Source organism: Kribbella orskensis (assembly GCF_004342085.1).
Taxonomy (GTDB): Bacteria; Actinomycetota; Actinomycetes; order Propionibacteriales; family Kribbellaceae; genus Kribbella; species Kribbella orskensis.
The window spans coordinates 1-14,821 of record NZ_SLWM01000037.1 but is presented as its reverse complement, the minus strand read 5'-3'; the positions used below and the strand labels follow the sequence as shown (position 1 = coordinate 14,821).

Below are 14,821 nucleotides of genomic sequence, written 5' to 3'. Positions count from 1 at the left end.
GATCAGGGCATGCCTCTGCTCGTGGATCCGGCGCTGTCCAAGGGAACTCTGCACACACTCGGCCAGCCTCGGCTGGCGGCCGACGGGCTCGTACTGCGCCCGTGGCGGGTGAGCGACGCCGTCGCAGTACGGACCGCGTTCGAGGATCCGGACATCCAGCGCTGGCACGTTCGCCGGCTGGACAGCCTCGACGAAGCGCAGGAGTGGACCGGGCAGTGGAAGCAGCGGTGGGATGACGAGAGCGCGGCCAGTTGGGCAGTCGTCGACGAAGGGGACGAACCGCTTGGCCAGGTCGGCTTGCGCAATATCTCCCTGGCCGAGGGATCGGCCAGCCTGTCCTACTGGGTGACGCCGAGCGCCCGCGGCAGAGCCACCGCTGCGAGGGCTGTGGATACCTTGACCGCCTGGGCTTTCGGCGTGATCGGATTCAACCGCCTGGACATCCACCACTCGACCGCCAACACCGCGTCCTGCCGCGTCGCCGAGCGCACCGGATACAGGTACGAGGGCACTCTGCGGCAGGCGATCAAGCACGCCGACGGCTGGCACGACTGGCACCTCCACGGCCGCCTCCGCTCCGACACCTAAGCCGGAGTAGACGACTCAGCCCGAGCAGTCGAGCCGCCCAGCTCCAAGGTGCAGGGGAGGAGCTGGGGCGGCGGCATCAGCTCGGGGTCCTCCAGCCGATCGATCAAGGCGTCGACCCCGAGCGCGCCGAGCGTGGCGCCAGGCGACCGCATGATCGTCAACGGCGGATCGGCGATCCCCGCCATGTCAGGCGAAGTGAACGACACGATCGACACGTCACCCGGTACCGCAACGCCGCGGCTCGCCAGTTCGGACAGCAACCCGAAGCAGGCGAACTCGTTCATCACCACCACCGCAGTGCGCCCCTCCAACCGCGGCACGAGCGAACGCCCACCCACCACACTCGCCTCGCACTCCAGCAGCAGCGGCCGCAGCCCTCGCTCACCACACAGCCGCCGGTACGCCGCCGCCGACCGCACCTTCGGCCCGTACTCCGGGAGCGCGTGGCCGGCGCTGACCAGCGCGATCTCCCGGTGGCCGAGTTCCTGCAGATGGTCCAGCGCGATCGCCATGCTCTGCTCGAAGTCGATGTCCACATGGATCAGCCCGGCCGGATCCGCAGTACGCCCGATCAGTGCGAACGGGGTGCCGGAGCCGGTCAGCGCTTCCACCCGCGCGTCCTCGAGCAGCACCTCCATCAGCACCACCCCGTCGACGAGACCCTGGCTGAGGAGCTCGCGGATCTCGTCGCCGTCGGTGTCCACCGGCCAGAGCACCAGGTGGTATCCCCGTGCCCGGGCGGCCCGCGCCGCGCTGGTGACGAAGTCCGTCGTCGTGCTCCCGAACCGCTGTTCCAGGGTCGGGTGGGCGAGAGCGAGGATCCGGGTCCGGCGCGACGCCAGGGCCCGGGCGAGCACGTTGCGGTGGTAGCCGAGCTCGGCCATCGCCGCTTCGACGCGATCCCGGGTCGCCGGGGTGACCGGCTTGGTCCCGTTCAGCACGAAGGAGACCGTCGCGATCGACACCCCCGCGCGCTCGGCGACATCCCGGACCGTGGCCACCCGCAGTACTCCCTAAGTCTTGACATGGGCGCCGCTCACGCGGCTAGGCTCAGGTTAACCGCTTTACCGCCCATCTCGACGCGATCGAACGGACATTCATGGCAGACACCCCGCGCGTTCTCGTCTGGGGCGAGAACCGGCACGAGCACCGCGACCAGCGGGTCGCCGAGCTGTACCCGGACGGCATGCACACCACGATCAAGGAAGGTATCGAGGAGAACCTCGGCGACCGGTTCACGGTCGGGACGACCACCCTGGAGGAGCCCGAGCACGGGCTGACCGAGGAGGTGCTCGCGAGCACCGACGTCCTGGTCTGGTGGGGTCACATGGCGCACGAGGAGGTGTCCGACGAGGTGGTCGAGCGGGTCCAGCGGCACGTGCTGGCCGGTCTCGGGCTGGTCGTGCTGCACTCCGGTCACTGGTCGAAGATCTTCCGCACGCTGATGGGCACCAGTTGCACGCTGCGCTGGCGCAACGAGCGCGACCGCGAGCTGGTCTGGACCGTCGACCCGACCCACCCGATCGCGCAGGGCGTCCCGCAGCCGATCGAGATCGAGGCCCAGGAGATGTACGGCGAGTTCTTCGACATCCCGGTCCCCGACGAACTCGTGTTCGTGAGCAACTTCAGCGGCGGCGAGGTGTTCCGCAGCGGCTGCACCTTCCGCCGCGGCCACGGCCGGATCTTCTACTTCTCGCCGGGTGACCAGGACTACCCGGTCTACCACCACAAGGACGTCCGCAAGGTGATCGCGAACGGGGTCGCCTGGGCGGTCACCGATCGGCCGGAGCGGAAGGCGCCGACGCTCGAGCGTCACGCGGTGGGGGACTTCAGTGTCTGAGCCACGGGGGAGCAAGCGGAAGAAGACGGCCGCGCCGCTGCGGATCATCCAGGTCGGCGCCGGCGCGATGGGTCACACCTGGCTGCACACGCTCGGCCGGTCCCCCGACACCGAGCTCGTCGGCCTGGTCGACCTGGACCTGGAGCTCGCCCAGCGCGTCAGCGAGGAGGAGCTCGCCGCGGTCGTCCCGGTCGCGAGGTCGCTGACCGAGCTGGTGGATCTCGTCGGCGCGGACGCGGTCGTCAACGTGACCGTGCCGGGCGCGCACAACCCGGTGAACGAGCAAGCGCTGCGCGCCGGACTGCCGGTGCTCTGCGAGAAGCCGATCTCGCCGACGGTCGCGGAGGCCCAGCGGATCGCGGAGGTCGCGAAGGAGACCGGCGAGCTGCTGATGATCAGCCAGTCCCGACGCTACCTCAACCAGTTCAACGCCCTGCGCGAAGCGGTCGCCGAGCTCGGCACGGTCGCATCCGTCTCCTGCGAGTTCGCCCGTGCCCCGCACTTCGGCGGCTTCCGCGAGCAGATGCCGTACCCGCTGCTCGTCGACATGGCGATCCACCAGTTCGACTCGGCTCGCGCCCTGCTCGGCGAGGACCCGGTCTCCGTGTACTGCGAGTCGTACAACCCGGGCTGGAGCTGGTTCGCCGGCGATGCGGTGGCGACGGCGATCTTCGAGTTCCCGGGTGGCGCCCGGTTCGTGTTCAACGGGAGCTGGTGCAACCCGGGCCAGGAGACCTCGTGGAACAGCCGCTGGCGGGTGGCCGGTGAGCTCGGCACGGCGACCTGGGACGGCGACAACGCTCCGCTCGCGGGGGAGCCACCGCGGGAGGTTCCGGTCGACGACGATCTCGAGCAGACGGATGGCTCGCTCGCCGAATTCGTCCGTTGCGTGCGAACTGGTGAGCCGTCCACGACCGCGGCGGACAGTAACGTGCAGAGCCTGGCGATGGTCGAGGCCGCGGTCCGATCCGCCACCGAGAAACGGCGCGTCACGATTGCCGAGGTGGTCGGCGACATCTCATCATCCACGTCTTGACATGATGAGCGCCGAGCAGTTGACTGCCATATAGTTCACAAAGGAAATAAACTCGGACACCGGTCCGGGGTCGCGGCTCAGAGTGACTCCGCCCGGCGCTGACGACCGCCCAGATCCCGTGGTGTGCCACGGGATCTTTCGGCGTTGGTTGCCCTGGGCAAATGCGCGGATCCCTTTGTGGTGCAGGCCGGAAGTCCACTCGGTCAAGGTCCGATATCGACCGGGACGGTGCCTCTTCCGCCCGGCCCGGTTCTGTGTCATCCTCCCGGTGGAGCCGAGATCCTATCGGATATCGGTTTGGTTCCAAGATGTGACAGTTCGTCACAGCATGTGCACGACACCTGACCAGGCGGTCGGGTGGGTGCGGATTTGTACCGAAGGGATGCAGGTGTGAGCGGAACGATCGAGGTGAAACCGGCGCCACCCGCGCCGGTGGTGAAGCAGGTGGTGGCGACCACCCGGATCCGGCGGCCGAGCCGCTGGACCGAGGCCCGGCGCAGCTTCCGCCGGCACTGGCAGCTCTACCTGCTGATCATCATCCCGCTCGCGTACTTCGTCATCTTCAAGTACATCCCGATCTCCAACGCGGTGATCGCGTTCAAGAACTACAGCCCGATCAAGGGCCCGTGGGGCAGCGACTGGGTCGGCTTCAAGAACTTCGAGCTCTTCTTCCAGAACCCGGTGTTCTGGACGCTGGTGAAGAACACCTTCCTGCTCGCCGCCTACACGGTGCTGGCCAGCTTCCCGATCCCGATCATCCTGGCGGTCGCGCTGAACGAGATCCGGCAGGGCTTCTTCAAGAAGACCGTCCAGCTGGTCACCTACGCGCCGTACTTCATCTCCACCGTGGTGGTCGTCTCGATGACGATCCTGGTGCTGTCGCCGCGGATCGGCTTCATGGACGACGCGATCGGGTTGTTCGGCATCCCGTCGATCGACTTCCTGGGCGATCCGAACTACTTCCGCCATATCTATGTCTGGTCCGACGTCTGGCAGACCACCGGGTACTCCGCGGTCATCTACCTGGCCGCGCTGGCCGGCATCGACCCGGCGCTGCACGAGTCGGCCAAGATCGACGGCGCCAGCCGGATCCGCCGGATCATGCACGTGGACCTGCCCGGCATCATGCCGACCGCGGTGATCATCCTGGTGCTCGGCGTCGGCAACATCATGTCGATCGGGTTCGAGAAGGCCTTCCTGCTGCAGAACCCGCTGAACCTGGCGCAGTCCGAGATCATCGCCACCTACGTCTACAAGACCGGCCTGCTCAACGCGGACTTCAGCATGGCCACCGCGGTCGGCCTGTTCAACTCGGTGATCAACCTCTTCCTGCTGCTCGGCGTGAACTTCGCCGCCAAGCGGATCACCGGGAACGGACTGTGGTCATGACCGCGAGCTCGAGCTACCTGTCGGAGGAGAACCGATGAGCGTCACCCTGCAGCCGTTCAAGGCGCGGCTGAACAAGCCCGGGGCGCAGGTGGAGAAGACCACCATCGCCGAGACCCGGACCGACCGGATCTTCCTGATCGGCATCAAGATCATGCTGACCGTCGCGCTGGTCGCGGTACTGATCCCGCTGATCTACGTGGTCGCCAACTCCTTCAGCAGCGCGAGCGCGGTCAGCGGCGGCCGGGTGTTCCTCTGGCCGGTCGAGCCCAGCCTGCGCGCGTACCGCGAGGCGCTCAGCGACCCGCAGATCCTGAAGGGCTACTACAACTCGCTGATCTACGCCGTCGGCGGGACGTTCATCAGTGTCACCCTGACGATCGCGATCGCCTACCCGCTCTCGCGCAAGACGTTCTTCGGCCGCAACGTGATCATGAGCGTGCTGCTGTTCACCATGCTGTTCTCCGGCGGCCTGATCCCGACGTACCTGGTGGTCCAGGACCTCGGCCTGCTGAACACCCGCTGGGCGATGGTGATCCCGAGCGCGATCGGCGTCTGGCAGGTGATCATCGCGCGCACCTTCTTCCGCAGCACGATCCCCGACGACCTCTACGAGGCCGCGGTACTGGACGGGGCGAGCGATCTGCGCTTCCTCTGGTCGGTCGTGCTGCCGCTGTCCAAGCCGGTGATCGCCGTCATCGCGCTGATGTACGCGATCTTCCAGTGGAACACCTACTTCGACGCCCTGGTCTACCTGAAGGACCCGGGCCTGTATCCGCTCCAGATCGTGCTGCGGAACATCCTCATCCTGAACTCCACCACAGGATCCGCCTCCGACGTCGCCCAGCAGCTCGAACGGCAGCAGCTGGCGAACGTGCTCAAGTACGCGCTGATCGTCATCTCGAGTCTGCCCGTACTGCTCATCTACCCGTTCATCGCCCGTCACTTCACCAAGGGCGTCATGGTCGGCGCTGTCAAGGGTTAGTCAGTAAGTTCCAGAAGGGAAACAGGGAAAAATGCGCTCAACCAAGAGCAGGGTGGTGGCCGCCCTGGTGGCAGCCACCGCGCTGGCTGTCGCGGGCTGTAGCTCCGACAAGTCCGACGACGGTGCGACGAACGAGGTGAGTGCTGACGGCAAGGTGGTCATCGACACCTTCTCGCCACAGGGCCCGGACGACAAGCTGGACTCCAACGCAGTCACCAAGATCATGAGCGACAAGTTCAAGATCCAGTTCCGCTGGCAGACCACGACGTACGACGGCGGGCCGGCCAAGGAGAAGCGGCAGATCGCGCTGGCCAGCGGCGACTACCCGGACCTGTTCATGCTGATCCCGTGGGTCGACGGGTTCACCCAGGCCGAGGTGCTCAAGCTGGGGACCCAGGGCGTCGCGCTGCCGCTGGAGGACCTGATCAAGGACAACGCGCCGAACATCCAGAAGGCGCTGGACTCCAACAAGACCTTCAAGGAGATGTCGACCGCTCCGGACGGTCACATCTACGCCCTGCCGCAGTGGTCGGACTGCTTCCACTGCACCTACCCGGACAAGCTGTGGATCAACAGCACCTGGCTGAAGAAGCTCGGTCTGCAGATGCCGAAGACGACCGAGGAACTGCGCACCGTGCTGCAGGCCTTCAAGACGAAGGACCCGAACGGCAACGGCAAGGCCGACGAGATCCCGATGACCACCGACCCGCAGGACAGCAGCCTGATCGCGTACCTGATGAACGCGTTCACCTACGACCCGGTCGGCGCCAACAACGGGGTCCGCTCGCTGATCTCGCTGGACGGCGACAAGGTCGTCACCCCGGTGAGCAAGCCGGAGTTCAAGGAGGGCCTGAAGTACATCAACTCGCTCTTCAAGGAAGGCCTGATCGATCAGGCCGCGTTCACCCAGAACGCGCAGGCGCTGCAGGCCCAGGGCAACAACCCGAAGGCCGTCACGCTCGGCTCGGTGCCGGTGCTGTGGCCGGGTATCTTCGTCCAGCTCGGCTCCAAGGACGGCCGCGACAAGCAGTACGACGCGGTGCCGCCGCTGACCGGTCCCGAGGGCAAGAACTACACCGGCTACAACTACCCGAGCTCGACCGGCTACACCTTCATGCTGACCAACAAGGCCAGCAAGGAGGCGCAGGTCGCCGCGGTCAAGATGCTCGACTACATCTACAGCGACGAGGGCCGCGAGGTCAGCCTGATGGGCCCGGAGGGCGAGGGCTGGCGCAAGCCGCAGGCCGGCGACATCGCGCTGGAGGGTGAGCCGGGCTGGTACCGGTTCTCCGGTGACAAGGCGAAGAAGAACATCGCCTGGGACGCGATGGCGCAGTACAACATCACCCTGGCGTTCCGGAACGCGCAGGTCGTGCCGAAGGACATCTACAGCTCCGACGGTCTCGAGCGGCGGCTGTTCCAGGCGACCAAGCAGTACGAGGGTCACGAGGACAAGGCGCAGTGGTTCCCGGGGACGTCGGTCTGGCCGGACCCGAGCCTCGGCTCCGAGCTGGCCACGCTGCAGACGAACCTGAACAGCTACGTCTCGCAGAACCAGCTCGCCTTCATCACCGGCACGAAGGACATCGACGCCGGGTGGGACGCCTTCGTCAAGGGTCTCGACTCGACCGGGATGAAGCGGTACCTGGAGATCCAGCAGCAGGCGTACGACAAGTACAAGTCCGGCAACAAGTAACCCGTCGGCCGTCCCCTCCGGCCGCACCCCCACCGGCCGCGCCGGGAGCCACCGTCCTGGCTCTTGGCGCGGCCGCCACTTCGTGAAGGAAGCTCCCGCATGTCGCACGAACTGTGGTTCCGTACGCCTGCCGCCGACTGGTTCGAGGCGCTTCCGGTGGGCAACGGCCACCTCGGCGGGAAGGTCTTCGGAAGGGTCGCCGACGAGCGGGTCGCGCTCAACCTCGACGACGTCTGGTCCGGCGACGGTCCCCGCACCCTGGAGGTGACGGACGGCCCGCAGGTACTGGCCGACGTCCGCCGTCTCTTGCTGGAGGAAGGCGACCAGTTGGCCGCCACCGAGCGCACCCGCGCTCTGCAAGGACCTCTGGTCGAGTCCTACCAGCCGCTCGGCGACCTGCTGATCACCTCAACCGACACTGCGGAGAACTACCGTCGCAGCCTCGACCTGCGGACGGGCATCGTCTCGGTCGACTACACCAGCGCCGGCGTGCGCTACCACCGCGAGACCTACGTCTCGACGCCTGACCAGGTGATGGTGTGGACGCTGACCGCCGACGCCCCAGGAGCCGTCGGCGTACGGGTCGCGCTCTCCAGTGAGCATCCCGTCGAGGCATCGGTCGTCGACGGTACGACGGTGGCTGTGGCGGGCCACGCGCCTTCGGACCTGACCATCGAGTACCGGACCAGCCCGGACCCGATCCGGTACCGCAAGGGTCACGGCATCGGCTTCGGCGTCGTACTGCGGGCCTTCGCCACCGGGGGCATCGTCCAGACCTCAGGCGCCGGGATCACCATCGAGGGGGCGGACGCGCTCACCCTGGTGTTGTCGGCGGCAAGCACCTTCGCAGGCTGGTCGGCGAGGCCTGGCGGGGATCCGGCGACTGCCGTGGCCGACGCTGTCCGGCTGGTGGATGCCGTTGCCCTGGACAAGGTTCGGCAGCGTCATCTGGACGACCATACGACTCTCTACGACCGCGCCGAGCTGACTCTCGGGGCGCCGGTCGACCTGCCGACCGACGAGCGGATCCGGGCAGTCGGTGCCGGAGGCAACGATCCGGATCTGGCCGCGCTGGTGTTCGGCTTCGGGCGGTATCTGCTGATGGCGTCCTCCCGGCCGGGCACCCAGGCGGCCAACCTGCAAGGGATCTGGAACCAGGACCGCCGCCCGGCGTGGGCGAGCGACTGGACCAACAACATCAACACCCAGATGAACTACTGGCTCGCCGACGTCACCGGACTGCGCGAGTGCTTCGAACCGCTCGCCGGCCTGCTCGAAGGCCTGGCCGAGTCCGGCGCGGAGACGGCTCGCGTCCTGTACGACGCGCCGGGCTGGGTGTCGCACCACAACTCGGACATCTGGCGCGCCAGCTGGCCCGTGGGTGAAGGTGACGACGACCCGGTCTGGGCAATGGCGGCGACGTGTGGGATCTGGCTCTCGGCGCACCTGATGGAGCACTACCGGTTCCACCCGGACCCGGAGTACCTGCGGGACAGGGCTTATCCGGTGCTCGCCGGTGCTGCGGAGTTCGCGCTGGCGATGCTGGTGGAGGACCGGGACGGGCGGCTGCAGTTCATCCCGTCCACTGCTCCCGAGCACCACTTCATCCTGCCGTCCGGTGCGAAGGCGTCGGTCGACCTGACCACGACGTACGACCTCTGGGTGCTGCGTGAGCTGTTCGGGAACGTCCTGGAGGCCGAGGAGGCGCTCGGGTTGTCGACCGACCTGGCGTCTCGGATCCGCGGTGCTGTCGGGAGGTTGCCGGAGATCCCGATCGCGACGGACGGGCGGCTGATGGAGTGGCCGACCGACTGGCAGCCCTCCGAGCCGGACCACCGCCACCAGTCCACCTCTACGGCCTCTACCCGGGCGCGGAGATCGACCCGGCCCGTACTGCGGACTGGGCGGCCGCCGCGCGCGCGTCACTCGCAGTACGGACGTCGACGGGTGATCCGGGTGGGTGGACCAGCGCGTGGTGGATCGCGTTGTGGGCGCGGCTTGGGGAGTCGGGGAAGGCCGCGTGGGTGGTCCGCAACTACCTGAGCAACCTGGTGTCGGACAACTTGCTGTACCGCACCGGCGACATCTTCCAGATCGACGCCAACCTCGGCATGACCGGCGGCATGGCCGAACTCCTGATCCAGAGCCACACCGACGTCATCCGACTCCTCCCCGCGCTTCCCGCTGAGTGGCCGGACGGTTCGTACCACGGCCTTCGGGCCCGGGGTGGGCTCTCCTTCGACGTCGCCTGGTCGGCCGGTGCGCTCACTGCCGCCACAGTCACGGCAGACCACGCGGGCGCCTTCACCATCAGTGGACCCACCAGTCGGGCGATCTCGGTCCGCCTGGAGGCGGGGGAGACGCGGGATCTGACGAGCGAACTCGGCGGCTAGTGCGCTAGCTCGGCGAAGGGTAGAGGGCACTCCGGGGCCGTGGCGCAGTCGGCGAGGTCGTCGCAGCCGACTGCGAGCGCTGAGCGCAGCGTCTCGGCGATCACGGTCAGGTCCGCGATCCTCGCCTCCACGTCGGCGAGCTTGCTCGCGGCCTGCGCCTGCAGGCCGGGCTTGATGGACGTTCCGGCCGGGCGCCTGCCGCCGTGATGGTGGCCGGCGGCGAGGAGGTCGGTGATCTCGGTGAGGGTGAAGCCGAGGCGCTGGGCGACCTTGATCACGCGGAGCCGGGTGACGGCCTCAGGCGGATACACCCGGTGTCCGCCGAGGGTGCGGTCGGGAGCCGGCAGCAAGCCGCGGCGCTCGTAGTACCGGAGGGTCTGGAGGTTGACGCCGGCCGCGGCGGCCACCTGTCCGCTTCTCATGGCTCCCACGGTAAACCTGTACCGGAGTACGGAATGCGAGACCGGTTAGGTATGCCTACCCAAAGTTGTTGTAATCTCAATCATCGGTCTACGAGAGGGAATGATTGTGATGCGATCGGCTCGCCGGCTGCTCGCGGGCACGGTGATGATGACCCTCCTGCTCGCCGGCTGCGGCAGCAACGACGACAAGTCCGCCGACACGGGAGTGGGTGACACCGAGGTGGCCACCGGCGGCCGGTTGTTCGCGACCGCGGACGAGGCGACCGCGAAGCTCGGGTCGGACGCGAGCCCGGGCGCGTTCCCGCGCACGGTGAAGCACGCACTCGGCGAGACCAAGCTCGAGAAGAAGCCCGAGCGGATCGTGGTGCTCGACAGCGGCGAGCTCGACGGCGTGCTGGCGCTCGGCATCACCCCGGTCGGGATGGCCACCACCGCCGGGCAGAACGGCGTACCTAGCTACCTGGCCGGCAAGGCCAAGGACATCAAGACGGTCGGCGGGATCAGCGAGCTGAATCTCGAGGCGATCGCGGCGCTGAAGCCGGACCTGATCCTCGGCAGCAAGCTGCGCGCCAACGACCTGTACGACAAGCTGAGCGCGATCGCGCCGACAGTGATGAGCATCCGGCCCGGGTTCCCGTGGAAGGAGGATTTCCTGCTGCTGGCGGACTCCCTCGGCGAGGAGAACAAGGCGACCCAGCTGCTGAACGACTACCAGAAGCGCGCCGACGAGGTGAAGAGCAAGGTCACCGGGTCGCCGACGATCTCGCTGGTCCGGTTCCGCCCGGGCGAGATCCGGCTGTACGGCAACCTGTCCTTCGTCGGCGTCATCCTCAAGGACGTCGGGCTGCCGCGGCCGAAGATCCAGGACGTGCAGGACCTGGCCGTCGAGGTCTCGCAGGAGAACATCGGCAAGGCGGACGGTGACTGGGTCTTCTACTCCAGCTACGGCAAGCCGGACACGACCGCCGAGAACACCGTGGTCAACGGCAACCTGTGGAAGGCGCTGCCCGCGGTCAAGGCCGGCAAGGTCGCCCGGGTGAACGACGAGGTCTGGTTCCTCGGCCTCGGCCCGATCGGCGCGATGGCCACACTGGACGACCTGGAGAAGCTCCTCGGCGCCAAGGGCTGATTCGGGCTCTGGGCTGATCGGCTTTGGGCTGGTCGGTCCCTGCTGACGCGAAGACCAGCCCACCGAGGTACAGGATCGACGTGGTGGTCTCAACCGCCGCTTCCGGACGACGAACGGCTCCGCGGTTGTTGTGTCCGGCATGTCCTTGTCGGCCTGGACGGGGTCCGGCACCAGCTTTCACGAGTACGCCGGGCCGGTTGCCGGAAGTTCTCCGGCCCGGACGGTAACGCCGACGCTCCGCGGAGGGATAGTCAGGCGTAGGGCGATGTGAAACCAGGGAGGGTGCATCGTGGGGGCCAAGTTCGAGGTGTTCAAGGATGGGCGGGGCGAGTACCGGTTTCGGCTGAAGGCGCCGAACGGTCAGATCATCGCCAGCTCCGAGGGGTACAAGAGCAAGGACTCGGCGCTGAACGGCGTCGCCTCGGTGAAGAAGAACGCCGCCGACGCGATCGTCGACGACCAGAGCTGAGCGACGATCGGAGCTGAGGGGGATGAAACGCAGGCGGTGTCACGGGGGCGCCGGCGGCGGGGTGGTGCTCGGGGGAGTGCGGGGGACCTGCCGGAGCGAGCGGCTCGGAATCGGGCTCGTCAGGCGGGGCGCGGCCGGACCAGCAAGGTACTGCTGGCTGTCGCGACGAGATCTCCCGCACTGGTGGTGACGTTGCCTTCGGCAAATATCACCCGGTTGCCGCCCTTGATCACCTGACCGGTCGCGGTCAGCGGGCCGGTGTCGGCGAGCACCGGACGCAGGTAGTTCACCTTGATCTCGACCGACGTGTAGCCGACGCCGGCGGGCAGGGTGCTGTGCGCGGCGCAGCCGGTCGCGGTGTCGAGCACGGTGCAGACGAGTCCGCCGTGCACCATGCCGATCGGGTTGTAGTGCGCGTGTGACGGGCGGCACTCGAAGACGACCTTGCCCGGCTCGACGTGCACCGGCTGGAACTGCATCAGCACGGCGATCGGTGGCGGCGGGATGGTCCCGTCCCGCATACCTTCCAGGTATTCCAGCCCGGTCAACGTGGCCACCTTCGCCAGCAACTGCTCCGGATCCACCCAGCTGAACACCTGCGACGTCTCGCTGAACTCCGACATGCCCGGACCCTATCCGACCTGCCCAACGCCGTACCGGCCGTCGGAGAGGTTGTGGACGGCGATCCTCACTTCGGACGGAGCGGTCGTTCCAACGGATGAAATCGAACAGCCGGCACGCTTGGGGCAGCGCACGGATGTCGGGCCAGACTTTGGTCCGGGGCCGCTGTCCGCAACAATCACTTCATGTCCGACCGCCAGACAGCCGTACGTAGCCGGAAGCCGAAGCGCGCGCGCACCACCGCGCGGCGTCAACGCCGCTCCGGCAAGTGGCGTCGCGGCTGGGTGATCGCCGTGCTGGCGATCCTGTCGGCACTGCCGCTGCTGTTCCACCGCTGGGTGCCGAACTCGGTGGGCAACCTCGGCAGCCTGCTGGACACCTTCCTGCCCTGGGTCGGCGTCGCGATCCCAGTCCTCGCCGTCGCCGCCCTGGTACGCCGATCCGCCACGGCCGGGGTGGCTCTGCTAGTGCCGCTGGCCGTGTGGGGGCTGATGTTCGGGCACCTGCTGATCCCGGGCAAGGGTGGTGGAGCGTATGACCTCCGCGTGCTGTCGCACAACGTGGACGCGGCGAACCCGGACCCGGAGAGGACCGCGCAGGACCTGATCGATGCCGACGCGGACGTGGTCGCGCTGGAGGAGATCACCCCGGCCGACCTGAAGATCTACAAGACCCGGTTCGCCGCGACGTACCCGCATGTGGTTGCCCGCGGCACGGTGGCGTTGTGGTCGAAGTTCCCCGTGGAGGAGAGCGAGTCCGTCGACGTCGGGTTCGGCTGGACCAGGGCGTTGCGGGCCGAGGTGACCACGCCGGAGGGCAAGGTCGCCTTCTACGTGGCGCATCTCGCCTCCGTCCGGGTCGGCGCCAGCGGCTTCACCTCGAACCAGCGCAACGCCACGATCAAGCAGCTGGGTCAGCAGATCGCCGCCGAGAAACGGGCCGGAGTCGTGGTGATGGGCGACTTCAACGGCACCGCGAACGACCGCAGCCTCGCCCCGCTCACCGCCGGCCTCCGCTCCGCCCAGGGCGCTGCCGGCCACGGCTTCGGCTTCACCTGGCCCGCCAAGTTCCCGATGGCCCGCATCGACCACATCATGGTCCGAGGCGTCACCCCCACCAAAGCCTGGGTCCTCCCCTCCACCGGCAGCGACCACCGCCCCGTAGTAGCCGAAATCCGCATCTGACCCGCGCCGCACTCCGTCGCTTGAGTTGACGGAGCCGCTGGTCTCACCAACGTTGCCGTCAGCAACCAGCCGGCCATCGTCTGGTATCGGGTACAACCGGCGGACGTCATAACGCGGCAGTGAAGACACGGCGGCCGGGCTCGGAGTGGACAGGAAACGCGGCGCGGTTCAACGCGATCGTGTCGGCCCGCAGTAGTAGTCGGCCCGCAGTAGTAACTGCGGCCTCGGACACCAAGCCGGGACCTCGGACACGAAACAGTCTGTCCCCCAGGTCCCCACAAGGTGTCCCAGGTCCCCACAATCACGCCATCCACCGTCTCCCCGGCGGCCAATGGCATGTCCGATGGCAGGTTATCCGGCCACTGTTGCCCTGCAGTCCGCCAGCGACCAGATAGCCCGCCATCCACGCCCGCCACACCACGCCGCCACCCGCCCAGCCGCGCCCGCGAATAGGCGGCGGTTGCCTGCCGCTGTTGTGCCTTACCTACTGACCCGTCAAGGGGGCAACCCACAACACCAGCAGGTAACCCCGCGATGAACCCCACCCGCATCCCGCCGGCCAGAAGCTCACCCGCCTCTGAGGGGTCAACCCCTCAACCGCAGGGATGCCCGCCCAGAATCCGACAGGGCAACCCACACCCTCCGGGGTCAACCCCTCAAAGGAGACGCCGGTACGCCGGGTCGCCGCCGGCAACGAGAGGGCAATCGGCACCCTGCGGGGTGGACCCGCTCGTAGGGCACGCCGGTACGCCGGGTTGCCGCCGCGAAGCCCGAGGAGGCAACCCGCACCTTCCGGGGGTACCCCCACGGGAACCGCCGCCTGCGGGCGGGCGCACGGGGCGTGGGCGGTCAGCCCGGGCGTGGACGATCGGCGCGGAGGCGGGCGAAGTACCGAGCGACAGGTAGAACTTGCTGCCGTGCCGGCTCGCGCAGCGCACGGCGCGCACCGGGCGTGGCGATCTGCCTGGTACTGCCTAATGGGTGTTATCGGGTCTTTGGCAGACTCGGTGCCTGTAGCTGCTGGCAGGTGAGCACTGGTACTTCCTGGGCCGTTTGAGCCCTGGCGACAGAG

13 protein-coding genes and 1 pseudogene are annotated in these 14,821 nt (G+C 67.7%); 11 read left to right on the top strand and 3 right to left on the bottom strand.

Going from position 1 to position 14,821, the window contains the following annotated elements:
- Positions 1 to 9: 9 nt before the first annotated feature.
- Complete coding sequence (locus EV644_RS41645) at positions 10 to 588, top strand: GNAT family N-acetyltransferase (protein WP_132196878.1); 579 nt, start codon at positions 10 to 12, stop codon at positions 586 to 588.
- On the opposite strand, the gene EV644_RS41640 is transcribed toward EV644_RS41645, so the two are convergent.
- Positions 585 to 1,589, bottom strand: a complete 1,005-nt coding sequence (locus EV644_RS41640; RefSeq protein WP_132196880.1) for a LacI family DNA-binding transcriptional regulator — start codon at positions 1,587 to 1,589, stop codon at positions 585 to 587. The genes EV644_RS41645 and EV644_RS41640 overlap by 4 nt on opposite strands.
- 98 nt (positions 1,590 to 1,687) lie before the next feature.
- Here EV644_RS41640 and EV644_RS41635 point away from each other — a divergent pair, with 98 nt between their 5' ends.
- The 7 genes and pseudogenes from EV644_RS41635 to EV644_RS41605 all read left to right on the top strand — a co-directional run bounded on the left by EV644_RS41635 (position 1,688) and on the right by EV644_RS41605 (position 9,924).
- Positions 1,688 to 2,428, top strand: coding sequence for a ThuA domain-containing protein (locus EV644_RS41635; RefSeq protein WP_132196882.1), 741 nt, complete (start codon positions 1,688 to 1,690; stop codon positions 2,426 to 2,428).
- Positions 2,421 to 3,464 carry a Gfo/Idh/MocA family protein gene (locus EV644_RS41630; protein ID WP_241999406.1) on the top strand — a complete coding sequence of 348 codons (1,044 nt, stop codon included), beginning with the start codon at positions 2,421 to 2,423 and terminating at the stop codon, positions 3,462 to 3,464. Before EV644_RS41635 ends, EV644_RS41630 begins: the two co-directional genes overlap by 8 nt.
- A 390-nt stretch (positions 3,465 to 3,854) precedes the next feature.
- A complete protein-coding gene (locus tag EV644_RS41625; protein WP_199240331.1) occupies positions 3,855 to 4,853 on the top strand; it encodes an ABC transporter permease in 999 nt (332 codons plus the stop codon).
- Between the two features lie 34 nt (positions 4,854 to 4,887).
- Positions 4,888 to 5,835 (top strand): carbohydrate ABC transporter permease, encoded by a 948-nt coding sequence (locus EV644_RS41620; protein WP_132196884.1) that lies wholly within the window; start codon positions 4,888 to 4,890, stop codon positions 5,833 to 5,835.
- A 31-nt stretch (positions 5,836 to 5,866) separates the two neighbouring features.
- A complete protein-coding gene (locus EV644_RS41615) occupies positions 5,867 to 7,531 on the top strand; it encodes a type 2 periplasmic-binding domain-containing protein (protein ID WP_132196886.1) in 1,665 nt (554 codons plus the stop codon).
- Between the two features lie 99 nt (positions 7,532 to 7,630).
- Positions 7,631 to 9,609 (top strand): annotated as a pseudogene (locus EV644_RS41610) (glycoside hydrolase family 95 protein); the annotation flags it as partial.
- Between the two features lie 33 nt (positions 9,610 to 9,642).
- Positions 9,643 to 9,924 carry a glycoside hydrolase family 95-like protein gene (locus EV644_RS41605; protein WP_439649195.1) on the top strand — a complete coding sequence of 94 codons (282 nt, stop codon included), beginning with the start codon at positions 9,643 to 9,645 and terminating at the stop codon, positions 9,922 to 9,924.
- Here the strand turns inward: EV644_RS41605 and EV644_RS41600 are convergent.
- Positions 9,921 to 10,346 (bottom strand): MerR family transcriptional regulator, encoded by a 426-nt coding sequence (locus tag EV644_RS41600; protein WP_132196892.1) that lies wholly within the window; start codon positions 10,344 to 10,346, stop codon positions 9,921 to 9,923. The genes EV644_RS41605 and EV644_RS41600 overlap by 4 nt on opposite strands.
- 109 nt (positions 10,347 to 10,455) lie before the next feature.
- Between EV644_RS41600 and EV644_RS41595 the strand changes: the two genes are divergently transcribed.
- A complete protein-coding gene (locus tag EV644_RS41595) occupies positions 10,456 to 11,475 on the top strand; it encodes an ABC transporter substrate-binding protein (protein WP_132196894.1) in 1,020 nt (339 codons plus the stop codon).
- A gap of 289 nt (positions 11,476 to 11,764) precedes the next feature.
- Positions 11,765 to 11,944, top strand: a complete 180-nt coding sequence (locus tag EV644_RS41590; RefSeq protein ID WP_132196896.1) for a YegP family protein — start codon at positions 11,765 to 11,767, stop codon at positions 11,942 to 11,944.
- Positions 11,945 to 12,063: 119 nt separating this feature from the next.
- Here EV644_RS41590 and EV644_RS41585 read toward each other — a convergent pair whose 3' ends face one another.
- Positions 12,064 to 12,567: a PaaI family thioesterase gene (locus EV644_RS41585; RefSeq protein WP_132196898.1), complete on the bottom strand. Its 504-nt coding sequence runs from the start codon at positions 12,565 to 12,567 to the stop codon at positions 12,064 to 12,066.
- Positions 12,568 to 12,750: 183 nt separating this feature from the next.
- Between EV644_RS41585 and EV644_RS41580 the strand changes: the two genes are divergently transcribed.
- Positions 12,751 to 13,749, top strand: a complete 999-nt coding sequence (locus EV644_RS41580) for an endonuclease/exonuclease/phosphatase family protein (protein ID WP_132196900.1) — start codon at positions 12,751 to 12,753, stop codon at positions 13,747 to 13,749.
- Positions 13,750 to 14,821 lie beyond the last annotated feature (1,072 nt).

Coding starts and splice junctions, on each gene's coding strand:
- EV644_RS41645 (WP_132196878.1), top strand. CDS start 10: ATGCCTCTGCTCGTGGATCCGGCGCTGTCCAAGGGAACTCTGCACACA.
- EV644_RS41635 (WP_132196882.1), top strand. CDS start 1,688: ATGGCAGACACCCCGCGCGTTCTCGTCTGGGGCGAGAACCGGCACGAG.
- EV644_RS41620 (WP_132196884.1), top strand. CDS start 4,888: ATGAGCGTCACCCTGCAGCCGTTCAAGGCGCGGCTGAACAAGCCCGGG.
- EV644_RS41615 (WP_132196886.1), top strand. CDS start 5,867: ATGCGCTCAACCAAGAGCAGGGTGGTGGCCGCCCTGGTGGCAGCCACC.
- EV644_RS41605 (WP_439649195.1), top strand. CDS start 9,643: ATGACCGGCGGCATGGCCGAACTCCTGATCCAGAGCCACACCGACGTC.
- EV644_RS41600 (WP_132196892.1), bottom strand. CDS start 10,346: ATGAGAAGCGGACAGGTGGCCGCCGCGGCCGGCGTCAACCTCCAGACC.
- EV644_RS41595 (WP_132196894.1), top strand. CDS start 10,456: ATGCGATCGGCTCGCCGGCTGCTCGCGGGCACGGTGATGATGACCCTC.
- EV644_RS41585 (WP_132196898.1), bottom strand. CDS start 12,567: ATGTCGGAGTTCAGCGAGACGTCGCAGGTGTTCAGCTGGGTGGATCCG.
- EV644_RS41580 (WP_132196900.1), top strand. CDS start 12,751: ATGTCCGACCGCCAGACAGCCGTACGTAGCCGGAAGCCGAAGCGCGCG.